Below are 20,794 nucleotides of genomic sequence, written 5' to 3'. Positions count from 1 at the left end.
AGTATACGCGATCTTGCGTATGCTTCCGCCGCCCGGATCCGAGCCATCCTCAAGGCACCAATCGCGTGTCCTCGAACAAAAGTGGGGTGCTCATGTCAGACGAACCAAATAAGGGCCTTTTGTCGCCGCTCCGGCGCAAACTATTGATGGGAATGGCCGCCGTGCCCGCCATCACGATGCTGCCGCGGGCGTCCTTTGCGCAGGCCCCGGCGACCTCGGCTGTCAACACCACCGGCCTTGCGGTCACCGACACCGAGGTGACGGTCGGCATCCTGCACTCGGCTACCGGCACCATGGCCATCTCCGAGACCGGCTCGATCGAGGCCGAGAAGCTCGCCATCGAGCAGATCAACGCCATGGGCGGCGTGCTCGGCCGCAAGATCAAGTTCATCCAGGAAGACGGCGCCAGCGACTGGCCGACTTTCGCGGAGAAGGCCAAGAAGCTGCTCGTCAACGACAAGGTCGCGGCAATCATGGGTTGCTGGACCTCGGCCTCGCGCAAGGCAGTGTTGCCGGTCATGGAGCAGTATAACGGCATGCTCTATTACCCGACCTTCTATGAAGGCCTCGAGCAGTCCAAGAACGTCATCTACACCGGTCAGGAAGCGACCCAGCAGATCCTCGCCGGCCTGAATTGGATCGCCAAGGAGAAGGGCGCGAAGAGCTTCTTCTTCATCGGCTCCGACTACATCTGGCCGCGCACTTCCAACAAGATCGCGCGCAAGCACGTCGAGAACGTGCTGAAGGGCAAGGTCGTCGGCGAGGAATACTATCCGCTCGGCAACACCCAGTTCAACTCGGTCATCAACAAGATCAAGCTGACCAAGCCCGACGTGATCTTCACCGACGTCGTCGGCGGCTCCAACGTCGCCTTCTACAAGCAGCTCAAGGCCGCCGGCATCGACCTCTCCAAGCAGGCGCTGCTGACGATCTCGGTGACCGAAGACGAAATCGACGGCATCGGCGGCGAGAACATCGCAGGCTCCTATGCCTGCATGAAGTACTTCCAGTCGCTCGACAATCCCAACAACAAGGCCTTCGTGCCGGCGTTCAAGAAGATGTGGGGCGAAAAGACCGTCATCGGAGACGTCACCCAGGCTGCCTATCTCGGCCCGTGGCTGTGGAAGTTGACGGTCGAGAAGGCCGGTTCCTTCGACGTCGACAAGATCGCGGCGGCTTCGCCCGGCGTCGAGTTCAAGGGCGCGCCGGAAGGCTATGTGCGCATCCACGAGAATCATCACCTCTGGTCGAAGACCCGGGTCGGACGCGCCAAGCTCGACGGCCAGTTCGAGCTGATCTACGAGACCGCCGATCTCGTCGAGCCCGATCCGTTCCCCAAGGGCTACCAGTAAGAAGCGCTACCAGTCGCGCATTCTTCCAAACACCAAGCCTCTCCCTGGCGTGGACAGCAAATCCACGCCCAAGACCCCCGCGTCGCGAACCTGCTCGCGGCGCGGGGACCTTATCCCCCGACGGAGGACATCGATGTTCGGCGACTACTCGCTTGGTGATCTCGGCTCAATCTTCGTCATGCAGGGCTTTGCAGGACTGATCCTGTTCTCGGTCTACGTCCTGATGGCGCTCGGGCTTGCCATCATCTTCGGCCAGATGGGCGTCATCAACATGGCCCATGGCGAGTTCATGATCCTCGGAGCCTACGTCACCTGGATGACCTCAAGCTTCTTCCAGTCCTATCTACCGAGTCTGTTCAGCGGCTACTTCTTTCTCGCGATGATCCTGGCCTTCATCGCCTCCGGTGCGTTGGGAATGCTGGTGGAATGGGTGCTGATACGGCACCTCTACAAGCGCCCACTCGATACGCTGCTGGCAACCTGGGGCCTCAGCCTGATCCTGCAGCAGGCCTACCGCTCTGTGTTCGGCGCGCGCGAGGTCGGCGTCGAGTTGCCGCAGTGGATGCTGGGATCGCTGCACGTCACCGACAGTATCGAAGTCCCGATCAACGGCGTCTTCGTGATGTGTCTCACCGTGCTGATCACCATCAGTGTCGCCTATGTCATGTACAGATCGCGATGGGGTCGCCAGGTGCGCGCCGTCGTGCAGAACCGCATCATGGCCGGCGCGGTCGGCATCAACACCGAAAAGGTCGATCGCTACACCTTCGGTCTCGGCTGCGGCATCGCCGGAATTGCCGGCAGCGCCTTCACGATGATCGGCTCGACCGGCCCGACCTCCGGACAGCTCTACATCGTCGACACGTTCCTCGTGGTCGTGTTCGGCGGCGCGGCGAGCCTGGTCGGCACCATCGCCTCCGCCTTCTCGATTTCGCAGACGCAATCCACCCTCGAGTTCTTCATGTCGGGCTCGATGGCCAAGGTGCTGACGCTGCTTGCCGTTGTCGGAATCCTGATGCTGCGGCCGCAAGGGCTGTTCGCCCTCAAGGTCCGCAAGTGAGAAATAGAGGCTGATGCAATGACCGACAATCGGTTCTTCAATCGCTCGGAACTCATCGGGATTCTCGTGCTCGCGGTCTTCCTGGTGGTGGTGCTGCCGCTCACGCTCGACGTCTTCAGGCTTAATCTCGTCGCGAAATATCTGACCTATGCCTTCGTTGCGCTGGGATTGGTGATCTGCTGGGGCTATGGCGGCATTCTCAGCCTCGGCCAGGGCGTATTCTTCGGGCTCGGCGGCTACTGCATGGCGATGTTCCTCAAGCTCGAGGCCTCGAGCGTGGAGAACACCAAGATCCAGTCGACCCCCGGCATCCCCGATTTCATGGACTGGAATCAGATCACCGCGCTGCCGCTGTTCTGGAAGCCGTTCAACAGTCTTACGTTCACAATCGCTGCCATCATCCTCGTGCCCGGCATCTTCGCCTTCATCATCGGCACGGCGATGTTCAAGCGCCGGGTCGGCGGCACCTATTTCGCGATCATAACCCAGGCGGTTGCGGCCATCCTCACCATCCTGATCGTGGGCCAGCAGGGCTATACCGGCGGCATCAACGGCATGACCGATCTGCGGACGCTGAAGGGTTGGGACATCAGGCCCGATCACGCCAAGGTCGTGCTGTACTTCTTCGAGGTCGGATGCCTGCTCGTCTGCATCATGATCGCGCAGTTCATCCGGCGCTCCAAGCTCGGGCGCATCCTGGTTGCGATGCGCGAGAAGGAGGACCGCGTCAGGTTCTCCGGCTACAGCGTCGCGAATTTCAAGATCTTCGCCTTCTGCATCGCCGCCGTGTTTGCCGCGATCGGCGGCGCCATGTTCGCGCTCAATGTCGGTTTCATGTCGCCGTCCTTCGTCGGCATCGTTCCGTCGATTGAAATGGTGATCTACACCGCGGTCGGCGGGCGGCTGTCGATCCTCGGCGCGGTCTACGGCACGCTGCTGGTCAATTTCGCCAAGACCAGCCTGTCGGAGACGTTTCCCGAATTGTGGCTGTTCGGCCTCGGCGGATTGTTCATCGCCGTGGTGCTCGCATTCCCGAACGGCCTTGCCGGGATCTGGGGCGACTATGTGCAGCCGCGCATCGACCGCCTGATGCCGTCGCGCAAATCGAAACCCGACGGCTGGACCGATAGCTCGGTCGCCGACGGCGCTCCGGCAGAGTGAGGAGACAGGTCATGCTCGTCGGTCATCACGATGCCGATGGCACGCTGGCAGTGAGGAGATAGGTTATGCTCGTCGGTCATCAGCCCAAGGAATTCCTGCTCGCTGTCGAGGCCCTCACGGTGTCGTTCGACGGGTTCAAGGCGGTCAACGATCTCTCCTTCTACGTCGACGAGAACGAGATCCGCGTCATCATCGGTCCCAACGGTGCCGGCAAGACCACGGTGCTCGACCTGATCTGCGGCAAGACCAAAGCCACGTCGGGCTCGATCCAGTTCCGCGGCAAGGAGCTGACGCGGATGAAGGAGAACGAGATCGTCAAGACCGGCGTCGGCCGCAAGTTCCAGAACCCGTCGATCTACGACGATCTCACGGTGTTCGAAAATCTCGAGATTTCCTATCCGCGCGGACGCTCGGTGTTTGGTGCGTTGACCTTCACCCGCGATGCCGCGGTGCGCGACCGGGTGCATGAGGTCGCCGAGATGATTTTCCTGAAGGATCGGCTGAACATGAGCGCCGATCTGCTCAGCCACGGCCAGAAGCAATGGCTCGAGATCGGCATGCTGCTGATCCAGGATCCGGACCTTCTGATGCTGGACGAGCCGGTCGCCGGCATGAGCGTGTCGGAGCGCACCAAGACCGCGGAGCTGCTCAACCGCATCATCAAGAACCGCTCGGTGCTGGTGATCGAGCACGACATGAAGTTCGTCGAGGACATCGCGCACAAGGTCACCGTGCTCCACCAGGGCCAGATCCTCTCGGAAGGGACCATGGAGAAGGTGCAGAACGATCCCAAGGTCATCGAAGTCTATCTGGGGCACTGACGATGGCGAAGGCGCGTGAATCTGCTGCGGCAATGACGCTCCACCTCTCCCCTTGTGGGAGAGGTCGGATCGCATCGCCAGATGCGATCCGGGTGAGGGGTGTCTCTCCGCGGGTCAAACTGTCTCGTGCATCTGTGGATGCAGACCCCTCATCCGTCGCGGGCTTCGCCCGCGCCACCTTCTCCCACAAGGGGAGAAGGGAGGCAAACCGCGCCTAGGAGCATCCTGATGCTGGCAATTTCCGATCTTCACGTCGCCTACGGCCAAAGCGAGGTACTGCACGGCCTCAACGTCAAGGTCGCGCCCAACGAGATCGTTGCGATCATGGGCCGCAACGGCATGGGCAAGACCACGTTGATGAAATCGCTCATGGGTATCCTGCCGATGAAGAGCGGTTCGGTGACCATGGACGGCGCCGAGCTCGGCGGCCTGCCGAGCTATGACCGCGTGGCCAAGGGCCTCGCCTACGTGCCGCAGGGCCGCATGATCTTCTCCACCATGACGGTGAAGGAGAACATCGAGACCGGTCTCGTCGTCTCCGGCGGGACCGAGGTCCCCGCCGATATCTACGAACTATTCCCGGTGCTGCTGGAGATGAAGGGCCGCCGCGGCGGTAATCTCTCCGGCGGACAACAGCAGCAGCTCGCCATCGCGCGTGCGCTGGCGACCAAGCCCAAGGTCCTGCTGCTGGATGAGCCCACCGAAGGCATCCAGCCCTCGATCATCAAGGAGATGGCGCGCACGCTGAAGCGCATCCGCGACGAGAAGGGCTTGTCGATCGTCGTGTCCGAGCAGGTCCTCAGCTTCGCGCTCGATATCGCCGACCGCGTGCTGGTCATCGAGAACGGTGCGATCGTGCGTGATGACCCGCGCGACAGCGTCGATGCCGCGCAGGTCTCGAAATATCTGTCCGTCTAACCAACCGTGTAAAAGGGGAGCTTCTCGATGCCAGAGACACTGATCAAGGTCGATCTCACCAAGTCGGCCTACGAAAACGACATGGTGCACAATCGCTGGCACCCCGATATCCCGATCGTGGCCTGGGTCAATCCCGGCGACGATTTCATCATCGAGACCTATGACTGGACCGGCGGCTTCATCAAGAACAATGATTCCGCCGACGACGTGCGCGACATCGACCTGTCGATCGTGCACTTCCTGTCCGGCCCGATCGGCGTCAAGGGCGCCGAGCCCGGCGACCTTCTCGTGGTCGATCTGCTCGACGTCGGCCCGATGAAGGAGAGCCTCTGGGGCTTCAACGGCTTCTTCTCCAAGCAGAACGGCGGCGGCTTCCTGACCGACCATTTCCCGCTGGCGCAGAAGTCGATCTGGGACATCAAGGGCCTCTACACGTCGTCGCGCCACGTGCCCGGCGTCAACTTCGCCGGCCTGATCCATCCCGGCCTGATCGGCTGTCTGCCCGATCCGAAGATGCTGGAGACCTGGAACAAGCGTGAGGCCGAGCTGATCTCGACCGATCCGACGCGCGTGCCTGGCCTGGCCAACCCGCCGTTCGCGGCGACGGCCCATGGCGGCCGCGCCAAGGGCGATGTGAAAGCCAAGATCGGCGCGGAGGGCGCCCGCACCGTGCCGCCGCGCGAGCACGGCGGCAATTGCGACATCAAGGATCTCTCCCGCGGCTCGAAGATTTACTTCCCGGTCTACGTGCCCGGCGCCGGTCTTTCGATGGGCGATCTGCACTTCAGCCAGGGCGACGGCGAGATCACCTTCTGCGGCGCCATCGAGATGGCCGGCTGGCTGCATCTGAAGGTCGAGGTGATCAAGGATGGCATGTCGAAATACGGCATCAAGAACCCGATCTTCAAGCCGTCGCCGATCACGCCGAACTACAAGGACTATCTGATCTTCGAGGGCATCTCGGTCGACGAGGCCGGCAAGCAACATTATCTCGATGTTCACATCGCCTACCGGCAGGCCTGCCTCAACGCGATCGAGTATCTGAAGAAGTTCGGCTACTCCGGCGCCCAGGCCTATTCGATCCTCGGCACCGCGCCGTGTCAGGGCCACATCTCCGGCGTGGTCGACGTGCCCAACGCCTGCGCCACGCTGTGGCTGCCGACGGAGATCTTCGACTTCGACGTGATGCCGTCGTCGGCAGGTCCCATCAAGCACATCAAGGGCGATATCCAGATGCCGATTTCGCCGGACAAGTAATCCCCGCGCGACGGGATGCGGGTCGGCGCGTATCTGCCGCCCCGCATCCGCCGCTCGGACGTGTTGAAACAGTCATGGCGTGGGGATGATGCGATGCCGGTCTATGAATATCTCTGTGACGATTGCGGTCCATTCAAGGACCTGCGTCCAATGGCGGAATGCGACGATCCGCAGGACTGTCCGCATTGTGCGACGTCCGCGCCGCGGGTGATCCTCACCGCGCCGAACTTCTTCTGCATGCCGTCGGACAAGCGCAAGGCGCATGCTGTCAACGAGCGCAGCACGCACGCGCCGCAGACACTTGCGCAATACAAGGCTTCGCACGGCCCGGGTTGCGGCTGTTGCTCCACGGGAAAAACCGCGAGGAACAAGAGCTCGTCCGACAAGCAGAAGCCGGCGCGGCTCGTGACCAAGACCAAGAGCGGCGCCAAGGGCTTTCCAACCGCGCGTCCCTGGATGATCAGCCACTGACGGACGCGACGACCTCGAACGAATAGAAGACAGGAGCGCTCAACATGCTTCACGGCGACATTTCCAGCAGCAACGACACCGTCGGCGTCGCGGTGGTCAATTACAAGATGCCACGCCTGCACACCAAGGCCGAGGTGCTCGACAATGCCCGCAAGATCGCCGACATGGTGGTGGGCATGAAGGTCGGCCTGCCCGGCATGGATCTCGTGATTTTCCCCGAATATTCCACGCAAGGCATCATGTACGACTCCAAGGAGATGTACGAGACGGCATGCGCCGTGCCCGGCGAGGAGACCGCGATCTTCGCCGAAGCCTGCCGCAAGGCCAAGGTGTGGGGCGTGTTCTCGCTCACCGGCGAGCGCCACGAGGAGCATCCGAACAAGGCGCCCTACAACACCTTGATCCTGATGAACGACAAGGGCGAGATCGTGCAGAAGTACCGCAAGATCATGCCATGGGTGCCGATCGAGGGCTGGTATCCCGGCAATTGCACCTACGTCTCCGAAGGTCCGAAGGGCATGAAGGTCAGCCTGATCATCTGCGACGACGGCAATTTCCCCGAGATCTGGCGCGACTGCGCCATGAAGGGCGCCGAGCTGATCGTGCGCTGCCAGGGCTACATGTATCCGGCCAAGGAGCAGCAGGTCCTGATCTCGAAAGCCATGGCGTGGGCCAACAACGTCTATGTCGCGGTCGCCAACGCCGCCGGCTTCGACGGCGTCTATTCCTATTTCGGCCACTCCGCGATCATCGGCTTCGACGGCCGTACACTCGGCGAGTGCGGCGAGGAGGATTACGGCATCCAGTACGCACAGCTGTCGAAGCATCTGATCCGCGATGCGCGGCGCAACGGCCAGTCGCAGAACCATCTCTACAAGCTGGTGCACCGCGGTTACACCGGCATGATCAATTCCGGCGAGAGCCCGCGCGGCGTCGCAGCTTGCCCGTATGATTTCTACAAGAACTGGATCGCCGATCCCGAGGGCACGCGGGACATGGTCGAGGCGATGACGCGCTCGACGCCGGGGACTGACGAATGTCCGATCGACGGCATCCCGAACGGGGCTGCGCCTAGCAATTACTAGGTCGCGGCCGGGCGGCCGGATGTGAATGGCTGTCCATATGATCGGCCATTCTGATGCAGCTTCGCGTGCGCGGGTTGGGAGCTCACCGCGTTAAAACGTGTCGCCGCTGCAACATGGATTGCTGAAACAACCTCAGCCGAGCCTCGGAGACGTGATTCTGCCGATTCCGTAGTTTCACGGGGCAAGCCGGTCGCCTAATTTGCCCTTGGCGCCGCCGGGAGCGCCGGAGCGGGGGCCTCGGGTGGAATTTCGATTGCCAAAGAGCTGGCGGGTTGAGCTGCGCCTTGGCGTGGCACCGCTGTGTGTTTTGGCAATCGCTGTCAGCCTCGGCCTTTCGGCGACGTCGGCGAGAGCGGATTGCCAGCCCGACGCAGCGTTAAGCGGACAGACCGTCACCTGCAGCGGCACCGATGCCAACGGCTTTGCTGCCGGCGGCGGCGTTACCAATCTGACCGTGAACGTGCTGACGGGCGCGACCGTCAACGACAACGGCACCGCGGCGATCAATGTCAACGACACCAACGTCGTCATCAACAACGGTACGGTGACGGCAGGCTCGGGTCTCACCGGTATCAACGGCGGCAATTTCAACACCGTCACCACCAACACCAGCATCACGGTGATCGATAACGGCTTCGGCATTTCGATGCTGAACAACAACACCATCGCCAATGGCGGCACGATCACCACGGGTGATGGCGGCTCCGCGATTTCGGTTCAGGACAACAATGTCATCACCAACGCCGGCGCGCTGTCGGTCGGCGCCAACGGCTCGGGCATCTTTGCCGGCCTCGGCAACGCCATCACGAATACGGCCAGCGGTACCATCACCGGCCTCGACGGCGCGATCGGCATTTACGTTTTCGGCAACACGACCGTAACCAATGCCGGCGCGGTCACCGTCGGCGTCGCGACGGGATTTTCCGGCGGTATTTTTGCGATCAACGACGGCAACACGGTCACCAACACGGCGACCGGCACGATCTCCGTCGGCCAGAGCGCAGCCGGCATCTTCGCGCAGGGCAACGCCGAGACCGTCAGCAACGCCGGTGTCATCAATGCTGCGCAGTTTGGCATTGGCATCGCTGTGATCGGCAGCAGCGCGAATGTGACCAACACCGGATCGATCACGACCATCGGTTCCTCCGCCGGCATACAGGTCCAGGGCAACAACGCGATCATCACCCAGAGTGGAATGGTCACCGTCGGCATCGGGGCTCTGGGCGTCGGTCTGTCGGGCTCGTCCGGCACGATCACTAACAATGGCAGGATTATCGGCGCGGATTTCGCGCAGGGCATCGCCCTGCTGGGCGACGACAACGTCATTACCAATCGCGGCACCATCACCGTCGGCGACACGGGCACCGGAATTTCGGTAACGGCATTGTCGACCAGCAATGCGGTGATCAATACCGGCGTCATCAATGTCGGCGCCAATGGCGTCGGCATCAGCACCACCAATGGTGGCACCGTCTTCAACTCCGGCACGATCAATGCTGCGACCGGTTTTGCGGCGATCGATCTTTGTGGCTGCGGCGTCAACACGCTGACGCTTGGTCCGGGGAGTGTGATCAACGGCCAGGTGTTCGCCGCCGGCACCGACACGTTCCAGCTTGGCGGCACCGGCAAGGACACGTTTAACCTCGGCCTGATCGGCGTCGGTCTCCAATATGATGGCTTCTCGACCTTCAACAAGATCGACAGCTCGACCTGGACCGTGACCGGGACCGGCAACCAAGACTGGAACGTGTTGGGCGGTGCGCTCATTCTCGCCGGAACCATCAACGGCAATGTGGCCGTCGCCACCGGCGGCACTTTTGGTGGTGTCGGCAACGTCAACACCATCAACGTCAATGGCGGCACGGTGGCGCCGGGACTTCCGACCGGCGTGCTCAACGTCAATGGCGATCTCACCTTCACCAGCGCATCGACCTACATGGTGCAGGTCTCGGGTGCGAGCAACGGCGTCGCGGTCGTGACCGGGACCTCCACGCTCAATGGCGCAACCGTCGCGGTCGCTCCGATCGGTACGATCGCCAAGCACTACACGATCCTGACCGCGAACAATTTGCCCGACACGTTCAATCCGGTCGTCACGGGTCTGTCGCCGAACCTGCATGCGACCCTGAGCTACGATCCCAACAACGTCTTCCTCGATCTCGCATTGGGCTATGGCGGCGGCCTCAATATCAATCAGCAGAATGTCGCCAACGCCCTGACGCGCATCTTCAACACCACCGGAAGCCTGCCTGTTGCGCTCGCCAATCTCACGCCGCAGGGCTTGACGCAGGCCTCGGGCGAATCCGCAACGGGATCGCAGCAGACGACGTTCAATGCGATGAACCTGTTCATGAGCCTGCTGACCGACGTCGTCGGCGCGGCGCGCGGCGGAGTATCGGGTGCGACGCCCTATGCCGACGAGATGAACGCGAGTGCCTACGCCGCGTCCGGCAAGAGCGCGCACGACAAGAGCGCGCGCGAAGCCTTCGCTTCGATTGAGCGCAAGGCCCCGGCGACCACGTTCGAGCAGCGCTGGGATGTTTGGGCGGCCGGCTATGGCGGCTCGCAGACTACCGACGGCAACGCCGGCCTCGGCTCGAACGACACGAGCAGCAGCGTCTATGGCACGGCCGTGGGCCTCGATTACCGCTTCTCGCCGTCGACGATTGCGGGCTTTGCACTCGCAGGCGGCGGCACCGGTTTCAACGTCAACGGGCTCGGCTGGGGGCGCTCGGATCTTTTCCAGGCCGGCGCCTTCGTGCGCCATACGGCGGGACCTGCCTACATCACGGCGGCGCTCGCCTATAGCTGGCAGGACGTCACGACCAACCGCATCGTGACGGCTGGCGGTTACGACCAGTTGCGGGCGCAATTCAACGCCAGCGCGATCTCGGGCCGCGTCGAGGGCGGCTATCGCTATGCCATGCAATGGGCCGGAGTCACGCCCTATGCCGCGCTTCAGGCCACCCTGTTCAGCCTTCCGAGCTATGCAGAGGCAGCCGTGGTCGGAAGCAACGTCTTCGCGCTCAACTATGCCGGCAAGGACGTGACCAGCACCCGCACCGAGCTCGGCCTGCGCGCGGACAGGTCGTTCGCCGCGGCGGACGGCCTGATGACCCTGCGCGGCCGCCTCGCCTGGGCGCATGATTACAGCCCGGACCGCGCCGTCGGCGCGGTGTTCCAGACGCTGCCGGGATCGGCCTTCGTCGTGAACGGTGCCGCGCAGGCGCGCGATTCCGCTCTGACCACGGCATCGGCGCAGATGAACTGGATGAACGGCTGGTCTGCGTCGGCGACCTTCGAGGGCGAGTTCTCGAACCTCACGCGCTCCTACGCCGGCAAGGGCCTCGTGCGTTACGCCTGGTGAGGCGTGGTCGCCAGATCGGGCGCGAACAGCGTCACTGCTTCTTCTGTGGCGGCTTGCGCGGCGGCCGCGGCGCGGCGGCGGGCGTGGGCGTCCCGCTCATCTTGTTGGCGGCCTCGCTGACGTCGAGCAGCGAGCGACGGATGTCCTCGAGGTAGCCGGCCGATTTCTTCCTCATGGTGTCGGCGAGCTCGTGCAGCCCCTGTATCTTTTCGAACAACTCGTCTGCCTTGCCGTCCACGAAGCCGGGCACCACGCCCTCGATCTTCGTGACCGCCTTGTCGAAGCCCGCGAAGGCGCTGTCCACCTTGGCCATGACGGTGTCGATTTCGCCGCCCTTGCTCCGGAGGTCGGCGGTGTAGTCCTCGAACGTGCGCAGGCCCTCCTTGATCGCGGGGGCGTTGCTGACGATCGTGCGGTCGACGCTGTGCAGGGTGTCGACGATGGATTCGGCGTCGCTGAGGTCGGCGGTCAGCACGGGGACGCCGTCTGCGTCCAGCGGCACCGGCGGCGCGGAGGGCGCTCCCCCGATCAGCGAGATCGCGGCGACGCCGGTGAGGCCCTGGAACTCGATGCCCGCCACGGTGTCCTTGCGGATCGGTGCGGTGTTGTCGAGCATCACCAGCGCCACGATCTTGCGCGGATTGTCCAGCTTGATCGACAGGATCTGGCCCGCGGGCACGCCGTCGAAATTGACCGGTCCGCCGCGGCGCAGCCCGGAGGCCGAGCCGCCCTCGAATACCACGCGCAACTGGCTGCGGCTTTGCGTGGTGCGCCATTTCTGCACGCCGAGCACACCACCGAACGCCACGGCGATCATCGCCAGCGTTGCGGTTCCGATCACCAGATTACTCGCTCGTGCCATGCGGGATGGTTTTACGACCAAAGCCGGAAAGTTGGAAGAAGGCCACAATGGTAAGAAGGGCGGGTTAGCGAAGCGTAACCCGCCGCATTCTTCTTGTCGGACAGGGTGGCGGATTACGCTCTAATCCGCCCCATGGGCTTTTGGCGCCTCAATGCCCGGCCGCGCGCCTCGCTGCGGCATTGTTCAACACGATCAGGGCGTCGACCGCTACGCCCGTCCTGGTGTTGATCAGGAACGGGTTGACGTCGATCGAGGCGATCCGGTCGCCGGCATCCGCGATCAGATTGGACAGGCCGACCAGCGCCTTCACCGCGGAGGCCTCGTGCAGGGCCGGCTTGCCGCGATAGCCGCGCATCTTGATGCCGGCCTTGGTGCGGCCGATCAGGAGCCGCGCCTCGGCCTCGTCCAGCGGCGCGCCGGCGAGCGCGACGTCCTTCATCAGCTCGATGTCGATGCCGCCGGTGCCGAACAGCACGACCGGCCCCATCTCGGCATCGAGTGAGGCGCCGACCACGAGCTCCAGCTCGGCCTTGACCTGCTGCGCGATCAGGATGCCGTCGAGCTTCGGCTTGCCCTTCAGCTTCGCGACCCGTGCGGTGACGTCCGCAAACGCCTTCTTCACCTCGGCGGCGCTGTTCAGGTTCAACACCACGCCGCCGATGTCGGACTTGTGCAGGATCTCGGCGCTGACGAGTTTCGCCACGACGGGAAAGCCGATCTGCTTGGCGATCTTCACCGCCTCGGCGGCCGTCTGTGCGATCGCCTCCTTCGAGACCGGAATGCCATAGGCCTTCAGCAGCTTCTTCGAGGCGACCTCGTCGAGCGCGGCACCGCTGGCCGATTTCAGCACCTTCTCCAGCACGGCGCGCGCGGCAGGTTTCGAGCTCGAGGCGATATCGGGTACCTCCTTGCGCAGTCTGGCGTAGTCGAGCAGCGACTTGATTGCGGTCACCGCGCGGTCCATGCCCTGCATGACTGCGAGATGCGGCAGCGACTTGCGCAGGGACTTGGTGAACTCGGTGAAGCCGATCGACATCGCGCTGATATAGATCACGGGCTTGCCGCCCTGGCGCGCCATCTCGTCGACGATGCGCAAATTGCGCTCGCGCAGCTCGTGCGGAGCCTTCGGCAGCTCGGCATCGACGATGACGATGTCGATATCGGGATCGTCGATCATCAGCTTGATCGACCTCATGTAGACCGAGGGATCGACCACCGCTGCAAAGCCGGCGTCGAGCGGATTGCCGACGATCGAGCCTGGCCCGAGCATTTTCGCCAGCTCGGCGCCGACATGCGGGCTGAGCGGCGCAAAGTTCAGGCCCTCGGCATAGAAGGCATCCAGCAGCATGCCGCGCTTGCCGCCCGACAGCGTGACGGCGGCGAGCCGGTCGCCCTTGGGCACGGCGGAATGAACGAAGCACTCGGTGGTCTCGATCAGCTCGTCGAGGCCGCCGACCCGGATCAGCCCTTCGCGCGTCGCTACGGCGTCGAACGTCTCGATCGAGCCCGCGAGCGCGCCGGTGTGCGCCATCGCCGCGGCGCGGCCGCCTTCGGAGGCGCCTAGCTTGAGCGCGATCACGGGCTTGCTCGCGGCGCGCGCCGCCTTGCAAGCGTCGCGAAACGCCTTGGTGTTGCGCACGCCCTCAAGATAGACGACGATCACCTTGATGCTCGGATCCTCGGCGAAATAGCGCATCAGGTCCGGGGTCTCGAGCCCGGCCTCATTGCCGGTCGTCACCATGTAGCCGACGCCGACGCCCCGATCCTCCAGCGCCTGGCGGATCGCCATGACGATGGCGCCGGACTGCCCGGCGATCGCCACCGCACCCTGCTCCATGGTGACGATGCGGTCGTCGATGTTGGTGAAGAGCCTTTCGCCGGCGCTCAGATTGCCGAGGCAATTCGGGCCGGTGACGGCAAGTCCCGTCTCGCGTATCGCCGTCTGCAATTCGACCGCGAGCTTCTGGCTTTCCTCGTCCTGCAACTCGCTGAAGCCGGAGGTGACGATGGTGGCCGAACGTGCGCCTGCTGCCGCGGCGTCGCGGATCACCTGCACCGCAAAGCGCGCCGGCACCAGCACCAGAACGTGGTCCGGCTTCTCCGGCAGGCTGGCGAAGTCCTTGTAGCAGGGCACGCCCCAGATGGCGTCCCGCTTGGCGTTGACCGGATAGAGGCCGCCCTCGTAACCGTACTTGACCAGATTATTCCAGATGCGTTCGGCATAATTGCCGGGCTTGTCGGTCGCGCCCACCAGCACGATGTTGTGCGGGTGCAGCATGGCGTGGATGCCCTTGACGATGTCCCCGGCGTCGGGTGATGGAGACCAAGGGCGCGGAGAAACCGATGCGGCGGGCACTTGAGCTTCCATGCGCTTCCTTCACTTCTTGTTCTTGTTGCAACGCGCTGTCGCGCGCCGGCTTCGGGGGCTGATCGTCGCCGCTCCATGCCGCGAGACGGAATGGGCAGGATGTGACGACAAGGCTAGCATCACGAGACTTTTGGCGAAAGTGCGAACGGTCCGGCAAGATGCTAGGAAACCGTGACCCTCATTCTCTCAAATGGTCATCATGCCGCTGCTGTCCATCGTGGTGCCGACCCTCGATCGTCCCGAGACGCTTCGCCACGCGCTCGCGACCATGGCGTGCCAGCCTGCGCATGCAGATTGCGAGTTCATTGTTCAGAACAATGGCGGCAATCCCGAGATCGCGAAGATGGTCGCAGATCTCCAGGACGAGCGCTTCAGGCATTTTGCCAGCGAGACCGTTCTGACAATGACCGACAATTGGGAGGCGGCGCTCGGCCACGCCTCGGGCGAGTACATCGCCTTCATCGGCGACGATGACGGGTTGATGCCCTATGCATGTGCCACGGCATCGGAGATGCTCGCCGGCCGAAACATCGACCTCCTGAGCTGGAGCGCCTACACCTATCACTGGCCGGGCTACTACCATCCGGCCTTCCGCAACCGGCTGCTCGCCGAGATCGACCTGACCTCGTCCGCGCAGCGAGTTTCGTCGCGGGGCGAGCTGGCGCGCATCTTCGGGTTCCAGGCGCATTATGCGCATCTGCCGATGATCTACAATTCGTTCGTTCGCCGTAACGTCATCGATCGAATGCGTGCGATCGGTGGCCGCTATTTCATCGGCCTGTCGCCCGACGTGGCCTCCGGTATCGCCAATGCTGCGCTCACCGACAGTTTCGTCCGGCTGTCGCGGCCTCTAAGCATGTCCGGAATCTCGCAGCACAGCACCGGTCACGCGCTGTTCTTCGAGACCACTGACCTGCTCGAGACGCCGCGTGGGTCGCGCGATTTCGGGCCCATCGACGACGAGCCCCAACTCCCCGATCTCAATGCCCTTCAGCTCTTCATCGCCAAGGACATGCTTGTCCTCAAACGCCTGTTGCTGGCGAATGACGATGATGTGCGGCTCGACTTCAAGGCGCTGGCACAGGCGCTCGCGACCGACATCAACCATCGGCCGCCGCTGTATGATCGAACCGTGCAGACCATCGGGGAACTCGCCCGCACGCACGGGTTCGACGTCGCCGACATCATCATTCCTGCCCGCCTTGCGGATCGGCCGCCGCCCGGAAAGGGTGTTTCCGTCATCGGGCAGAACCGCGTGCTTTACGAGCTGGATGGTTTTGCGCTCGGGCTCAATTCGATTGCGGATGCCGTGCGCGTCATCGCGCAGTTCGTTCCGGATCAAGGGCCGCTCGATGCGATGGTGCTGAAGGCCCCTGTGTCCGCGCCGGTCCTCGGCGCAAAGCAGCTCGAATTCGCGCATGGCGGAGCCGGCGTCGCCGCGTTGATCGAGGGATGGAGCGAGCCGGAGCAATGGGGCACCTGGTCCATTGCCAGGAATTGCGTGCTCCGCTTCGAGGTCCACCCGATTCCTTCACGACCGGTCGAGCTCGTGCTGGCGTGCCGGGCCTTCGTGTCCGACAGAAATCCGCAATTGCAGGCGGCTTGCCGCGTTGGCAACGGAGCGCCGCAGCAACTAACGTTCTCGAAAGAGGCGTTCGCGGGCTTGCGCAGGTTGCGGCTCGATCCCGCCGCGATTGCCGCCGACGGGACCTTGACGATCAGCCTGTCGCTATCCGATCCACGCTCGCCCGCGGATCTCGGACTCAGCTCCGACGCGCGCCCCCTCGGCATCGGTCTCGAACGGATCTGGCTCGAACACGATGTCGGCGCGACACGAGGCCCGTGATCGCCGCCCGCTCAGTACCGGAGCAGGCCCAGCTTGTGGGCGTAATGACAGACGGCCTGCCTCGCCAGATAGGGCGCGATGGCGCGCCGGATCTGCATCTGCGTCGGGTCGAAGCCGAGCGTGCGGCGACGCAAGATGCCCATCTCCCTGACGCCGATCGCGTAGGTCGACGCCGTCTTCTGGGCATCATGGATTCGGAAGCAGGCAAGGAATCGCGGCAGGCGCACGAATTTGAAGCCCGCTTCTTGCGCCCGCAGGATGAAGTCCCAATCCATCGCGTAGTGGAAGCTTTCGTCGATCGGACCGATCCTGTCCCACACGCGCTTGCGCCAGAACATCGTTTCCTGCGGGATGTAATCGGCATATTGCAGCGCGCGTCCGTCATGGGGCGGCAGCACGGCGCGGCCGACCTCGAGGCCTTCGCGATCGACGAAGACGCGATGGCCATAGACGATGTCGACATGTGGATGCGCCATGAAGTAGTTGGCGACATAGGCCAGCGTCCCCGGCAGCAGCATGTCGTCGCTGTTGAGATAGGCCATGATCTCGCTGTCGACACCGGCGAAACCGAGATTGATGGCATGTGACTGCCCACTGTCAGGTTCGCTCTTCCAGCTGAAGGTCTCGCCGCGGCTCTTCAGGAGATCGACCGTGCCGTCGATCGAGGCGCCATCCTGCACGTGGTAATACAGGTTCGGATAGTTCTGGCTCACGATGCTGTCGATCGTGGCGCCGAGATATTGCGACTGGTTGTAGCTCGGCGTGACCATCGCGATCCGCGGTGCATTACCGTGGGTCGAGGGTGCCGGCGGGAAAGCCGTCAGGTTGAGCAGGCGCGGTGGGTATTGCTCGAAGGTCCACATCGGCGGACGCCGCCAGAGGCTCCGGAGCGAAGATCGCCTTTGCCCGGCCGCGATGAGATCCTGATTCCTTTCCAGCAGCGCGACGCGATTCTCAAGCTGCTCCAATCGCTGTTCGAGGCGCTGCCTGAACTCGTCGTCCATCTATCGTTCTTCCGCAATCAGTACGTCCAAAAATTGATGAGACCTTCTTACAGGTCTCCGTTCGGCGGCGCCAGTTCACGGTCGCGTCAAACGCGATGGACCGGCGTGTCCGGCGCGATTTGGGAGGGCTCGATTGGTCCGGGACGGGCCGATTGCGAACCGCTATTCACGCGTTTCGACCAAGGTCGCATGCAGCACGTAGCGCTCCGGGCCGGACGTGACGGCGCCGAACGGCCAGCACGTCGTGAGCACGAGCTCCACGCCCTGCGTCGAGGGATCGATGCCCGACGCGTCAAAACGGACGACGGCCGAAGAATCCGCCCGATACCGAAACTGCCTGCCATCGCGGCGGGTGATCTCGAGCACGTCTCCGACGACAACATTCCGCAGGAAACGAAAATGGGTGTCACGATGCGCTGCATATACCGCGACACCGCGCTCGCCCGCATCGACCGTTTGGGGGATATGGCCCGGCCCGAAGGCGAGAGCCTGGCCGCTGGTCCCTTCGAGCACGATCGCTCTGGCGCCGATCCGCTTTACCTCGATCCGCGCGACCGGCCAGGTGTCCGCCCATGCCCACGGTTTGACCGTCTCGCCCGTCGCAAGGCTCTTGTCGAAGGCGCGCTCCAGCAGCACCTGCGCCAGCCACGCCTTGGCATGGATGTAGGCGCCGTCGCCAAACAGGATGAGGCCGATCAGGGCGACAAGCAGCAGAGGGATGGAGCGGAGCATTTTACCACTTCCCGTCATTGCGAGGAGCGAAGCGACGAAGCAATCCAGAATCTCTCAACGGATAAGTCCCCGGATTGCTTCGCTTCGCTCGCAATGACGCATTCGATTTCAATGACCTATTAAAAAAGGCGCGCGCGGCCGTTGGTATGGGACGGGCAGCCGCGCGCGCTAACAGAGGAGTTTGGGGAGGCTCCTCTCTCAAGCGGCGTCGGTGAGCAAGAGCCGACGCCGGTTGAACACGAACAGGGCTAAGGCGAGCACGATCAGGATCAGGCCTGCGATCATCTTCAATTCGGCCGAGGTTGCCGTCTTGGGCAGACGGATCGTATCAGGCGCCGGACGCCGCGCTGCCGGTGCGGTACGCGCGTCGGCATGGCGTTCACGCAGCTGCGCCGGGATCTGCTGCCGTTCGCCGAACACTTTCTCGAAGTCCCAGCCGGCCGGCAGGTTGATCGGCAATTCGCTGAGCTTGAGCGGCGCGCCTTCAGGCCGGCTCGGCGTCTTGTCGACGGCGACAAGGCTGGTCAGGCGCGAGACGATCTGATGGTCGAGCGCCAGCGCCAGGATCGCCTTATCGGCCTCCTCGGGCGCGAGCTCCCGCATCGCGCGCGCCACTTCGGCGTCACCGATCTTGCGCCTCGCCCAGAGTTTCGACAGGCCGTTGCCTTCGGCGGCATTTTGCAGTGGCAACGTCACCGACCATGGACGATCACCGACGCGCCCTTTGATCTCGAGCGAGCCTGCGAGATTGTCGAGCTTTGCCGCCAGCACCAGCGGCTCGTCGCGATAGACGTCGGGGATGATCGCCGGGGTGACGTCGGCCTTGGCCTCGGAGAATTTCGCGGTGAGGCTGGTCACGGCCGGATTTTCGAGCTTGGCGAACAGGCCGCGCATACGCTCCTCCACCTGCTCGACCGAACCGATATGGGTGAAGGTGCCCCGGCCGAGCTCGGCGGCGCGAGTCATCAGATAGGTGTTGGGCGCCGATCCGATGCCGACCATGAAGACGCGCGAGCGGCCGCGCATCGCCGTGATGGTCTCGAACAATTGTTGCTCGTTGCCGATTGCGCCGTCGGTCAGGAAGACGACCTGGCGAACCATGCCGGTGTCGCCGAGCTTGTCGGCCAGTGCGGCGCGCATCGCCGGCACCATCTCGGTGCCGCCGCGCGCCTGCAACGCGCTCACGAACGAGGTCGCCTCGCCGACATGGGCGGCGTCTGCCGGGACCGAGGCGGGAAACAGCAGGTCCATGGTATCGTCGAAGCGGATGACGTTGAAGCGGTCGGTCGGCTGGAGCCGGGACAGAGCGTAAGCGAGGCTCGCCTTGGCCTGCACGATCGACGTGCCGCCCATCGAGCCCGAATTGTCGATCACGAACACGACCTCACGCGGCAGCGGCTTTTGGGCCGTCTGCTCTGCGCTGGGCGGAGTGACGAAGGCGAGCAGGTAGTCGGCGTCGCCGACATGTTCGCGGAACAGGCCGACCGACGGCGCCTTCTCGGCAGCGGGCTTCCAGGTCAGCTCGAAGTCGCGGTCCGCCGGAACGGCACCATCGGCGAGCGTGATGATACGCGCCATGTTGTCCGGACTCTCGATCTTGACCTTATGGTGAGAACTCTTGACCTCGCCGAGCGCGAAGCCGGCCTTCAGGCGCACCGTGATGCTGGTCGGATTGACCGGTGCATTCCTGGCGGGATCCAGCACAGGCGGCGAGATGCGGTCACGGTCCGGCACGGGGTCCGAGGTCGCCGCGCCCCAGCCCGATCCATCCTTGCGAAAGTCGACGCTCTGGACGATCGGCGCCGGATTGTAGCGCGGCCCGACCACCAGCGGCAGGCGCAGTGAATATTCGCTGCCGGATTGATGCACCGGCTCCTGATATTCGATCTGCACCAGCACGGTCTCTCCGGGGCCGACATTGGCGACCGAATTGGTGAAGATGTTCGGCCGTTCCTGCTCGGTGAGTGCCGCCTTCTGGCCGGCGCGGCGTGCTTCTTCGTAGATCACGCGGGCCTGTTGCCGTTCCTTGATGTTACCGACGATGACGCGATCGCCGACCACCATTTTCAGCGTATCGACGGCGCCGCCGGTCGCGAGCGGATAGACATAGGTCGCTTCGACCCAGTCCTTGGTCGGGTTGCGGAAGATCTGCGTGACCCGCGCGCGCAGCGTCGGGCCGGAGACCGTGACGTCGATGTCGGTGCCGAGGCGGATCGCTTCGGTGGTGGCGCCGTCCTCCTTCAGGAGCAGGGAGCCGGACCTGGCGTCGCCAGGCTGAAGCAGGCTCGCCTGCTCATTCGTTGCCGACCAACTGGTCCCGAAACTGACGAGCAGGGCGACGAAGGCCATCAGCAACACCGCGACGCCTTGCGCGAGAAGAAACAATCCGAGCTTGATCAGCCCCTTCAACACGGGGTGCTCTTCGTTGTCGGCTGTGTCGTAGGTGTCCATTTGGTCTGCTCCCGGAGGGACGTTTGCTGGCTCTGAGCA

General features: G+C 63.5%; 15 protein-coding genes. 10 read left to right on the top strand and 5 right to left on the bottom strand.

The features are described from left to right. Positions 1 to 92 precede the first annotated feature (92 nt). The 9 genes from urtA to CIT40_RS32290 all read left to right on the top strand — a co-directional run bounded on the left by urtA (position 93) and on the right by CIT40_RS32290 (position 11,492). On the top strand, positions 93 to 1,352 hold the full coding sequence (gene urtA / locus CIT40_RS32330; RefSeq protein ID WP_094892637.1) for an urea ABC transporter substrate-binding protein: 1,260 nt from the start codon (positions 93 to 95) through the stop codon (positions 1,350 to 1,352). A gap of 133 nt (positions 1,353 to 1,485) precedes the next feature. Next, on the top strand, positions 1,486 to 2,412 hold the full coding sequence (gene urtB / locus CIT40_RS32325; protein WP_094892636.1) for an urea ABC transporter permease subunit UrtB: 927 nt from the start codon (positions 1,486 to 1,488) through the stop codon (positions 2,410 to 2,412). Positions 2,413 to 2,430: 18 nt separating this feature from the next. Beyond that, entirely contained in the window at positions 2,431 to 3,573 is a 1,143-nt protein-coding gene (gene urtC / locus CIT40_RS32320) for an urea ABC transporter permease subunit UrtC (RefSeq protein WP_094892635.1), read from the top strand. A gap of 65 nt (positions 3,574 to 3,638) precedes the next feature. Then, complete coding sequence (urtD, locus tag CIT40_RS32315) at positions 3,639 to 4,394, top strand: urea ABC transporter ATP-binding protein UrtD (protein WP_027531396.1); 756 nt, start codon at positions 3,639 to 3,641, stop codon at positions 4,392 to 4,394. Between the two features lie 228 nt (positions 4,395 to 4,622). Then, on the top strand, positions 4,623 to 5,312 hold the full coding sequence (urtE, locus tag CIT40_RS32310) for an urea ABC transporter ATP-binding subunit UrtE (RefSeq protein ID WP_094892634.1): 690 nt from the start codon (positions 4,623 to 4,625) through the stop codon (positions 5,310 to 5,312). A gap of 27 nt (positions 5,313 to 5,339) precedes the next feature. Beyond that, positions 5,340 to 6,569: a formamidase gene (fmdA, locus tag CIT40_RS32305; RefSeq protein ID WP_094892633.1), complete on the top strand. Its 1,230-nt coding sequence runs from the start codon at positions 5,340 to 5,342 to the stop codon at positions 6,567 to 6,569. Positions 6,570 to 6,662: 93 nt separating this feature from the next. Continuing rightward, complete coding sequence (locus CIT40_RS32300; protein WP_094892660.1) at positions 6,663 to 7,040, top strand: FmdB family zinc ribbon protein; 378 nt, start codon at positions 6,663 to 6,665, stop codon at positions 7,038 to 7,040. A gap of 44 nt (positions 7,041 to 7,084) precedes the next feature. Further along, a complete protein-coding gene (locus CIT40_RS32295) occupies positions 7,085 to 8,125 on the top strand; it encodes an aliphatic amidase (protein ID WP_094892632.1) in 1,041 nt (346 codons plus the stop codon). 307 nt (positions 8,126 to 8,432) lie between these two features. Then, positions 8,433 to 11,492 (top strand): autotransporter outer membrane beta-barrel domain-containing protein, encoded by a 3,060-nt coding sequence (locus tag CIT40_RS32290; protein ID WP_244611884.1) that lies wholly within the window; start codon positions 8,433 to 8,435, stop codon positions 11,490 to 11,492. Between the two features lie 31 nt (positions 11,493 to 11,523). Here the strand turns inward: CIT40_RS32290 and CIT40_RS32285 are convergent, their stop codons facing one another. Together CIT40_RS32285 and CIT40_RS32280 are read right to left on the bottom strand one after the other, a co-directional pair. After that, positions 11,524 to 12,354: an MlaD family protein gene (locus CIT40_RS32285; protein ID WP_094892630.1), complete on the bottom strand. Its 831-nt coding sequence runs from the start codon at positions 12,352 to 12,354 to the stop codon at positions 11,524 to 11,526. A 148-nt stretch (positions 12,355 to 12,502) separates the two neighbouring features. After that, positions 12,503 to 14,722: an acetate--CoA ligase family protein gene (locus CIT40_RS32280; RefSeq protein ID WP_094892629.1), complete on the bottom strand. Its 2,220-nt coding sequence runs from the start codon at positions 14,720 to 14,722 to the stop codon at positions 12,503 to 12,505. A 199-nt stretch (positions 14,723 to 14,921) separates the two neighbouring features. On the opposite strand from CIT40_RS32280, the gene CIT40_RS32275 reads away from it, so the two are divergent. After that, positions 14,922 to 16,568 carry a glycosyltransferase family 2 protein gene (locus tag CIT40_RS32275; protein ID WP_244611883.1) on the top strand — a complete coding sequence of 549 codons (1,647 nt, stop codon included), beginning with the start codon at positions 14,922 to 14,924 and terminating at the stop codon, positions 16,566 to 16,568. Between the two features lie 11 nt (positions 16,569 to 16,579). On the opposite strand, the gene CIT40_RS32270 is transcribed toward CIT40_RS32275, so the two are convergent. The 3 genes from CIT40_RS32270 to CIT40_RS32260 form a co-directional block, all read right to left on the bottom strand. Further along, positions 16,580 to 17,572 carry a glycosyltransferase gene (locus CIT40_RS32270; protein WP_094892627.1) on the bottom strand — a complete coding sequence of 331 codons (993 nt, stop codon included), beginning with the start codon at positions 17,570 to 17,572 and terminating at the stop codon, positions 16,580 to 16,582. A gap of 162 nt (positions 17,573 to 17,734) precedes the next feature. After that, a complete protein-coding gene (locus CIT40_RS32265) occupies positions 17,735 to 18,304 on the bottom strand; it encodes a class GN sortase (protein WP_094892626.1) in 570 nt (189 codons plus the stop codon). 198 nt (positions 18,305 to 18,502) lie between these two features. Next, positions 18,503 to 20,755 (bottom strand): marine proteobacterial sortase target protein, encoded by a 2,253-nt coding sequence (locus CIT40_RS32260; RefSeq protein ID WP_094892625.1) that lies wholly within the window; start codon positions 20,753 to 20,755, stop codon positions 18,503 to 18,505. Positions 20,756 to 20,794: the final 39 nt, after the last annotated feature.

Origin of the sequence: Bradyrhizobium amphicarpaeae (assembly GCF_002266435.3) — a bacterium.
Taxonomy (GTDB): domain Bacteria; phylum Pseudomonadota; class Alphaproteobacteria; order Rhizobiales; family Xanthobacteraceae; genus Bradyrhizobium; species Bradyrhizobium amphicarpaeae.
The sequence above is the reverse complement of the archived record's forward strand: the minus strand, read 5'-3'. Positions and strand labels throughout refer to the sequence as shown.

Excerpts from the sequence above, each read along its gene's own strand:
- urtA (WP_094892637.1), top strand. The coding sequence starts at position 93 with ATGTCAGACGAACCAAATAAGGGCCTTTTGTCGCCGCTCCGGCGCAAA.
- urtB (WP_094892636.1), top strand. The coding sequence starts at position 1,486 with ATGTTCGGCGACTACTCGCTTGGTGATCTCGGCTCAATCTTCGTCATG.
- urtC (WP_094892635.1), top strand. The coding sequence starts at position 2,431 with ATGACCGACAATCGGTTCTTCAATCGCTCGGAACTCATCGGGATTCTC.
- urtD (WP_027531396.1), top strand. The coding sequence starts at position 3,639 with ATGCTCGTCGGTCATCAGCCCAAGGAATTCCTGCTCGCTGTCGAGGCC.
- urtE (WP_094892634.1), top strand. The coding sequence starts at position 4,623 with ATGCTGGCAATTTCCGATCTTCACGTCGCCTACGGCCAAAGCGAGGTA.
- fmdA (WP_094892633.1), top strand. The coding sequence starts at position 5,340 with ATGCCAGAGACACTGATCAAGGTCGATCTCACCAAGTCGGCCTACGAA.
- CIT40_RS32300 (WP_094892660.1), top strand. The coding sequence starts at position 6,663 with ATGCCGGTCTATGAATATCTCTGTGACGATTGCGGTCCATTCAAGGAC.
- CIT40_RS32295 (WP_094892632.1), top strand. The coding sequence starts at position 7,085 with ATGCTTCACGGCGACATTTCCAGCAGCAACGACACCGTCGGCGTCGCG.
- CIT40_RS32285 (WP_094892630.1), bottom strand. The coding sequence starts at position 12,354 with ATGGCACGAGCGAGTAATCTGGTGATCGGAACCGCAACGCTGGCGATG.
- CIT40_RS32280 (WP_094892629.1), bottom strand. The coding sequence starts at position 14,722 with ATGGAAGCTCAAGTGCCCGCCGCATCGGTTTCTCCGCGCCCTTGGTCT.
- CIT40_RS32275 (WP_244611883.1), top strand. The coding sequence starts at position 14,922 with ATGCCGCTGCTGTCCATCGTGGTGCCGACCCTCGATCGTCCCGAGACG.
- CIT40_RS32270 (WP_094892627.1), bottom strand. The coding sequence starts at position 17,572 with ATGGACGACGAGTTCAGGCAGCGCCTCGAACAGCGATTGGAGCAGCTT.
- CIT40_RS32265 (WP_094892626.1), bottom strand. The coding sequence starts at position 18,304 with ATGCTCCGCTCCATCCCTCTGCTGCTTGTCGCCCTGATCGGCCTCATC.
- CIT40_RS32260 (WP_094892625.1), bottom strand. The coding sequence starts at position 20,755 with ATGGACACCTACGACACAGCCGACAACGAAGAGCACCCCGTGTTGAAG.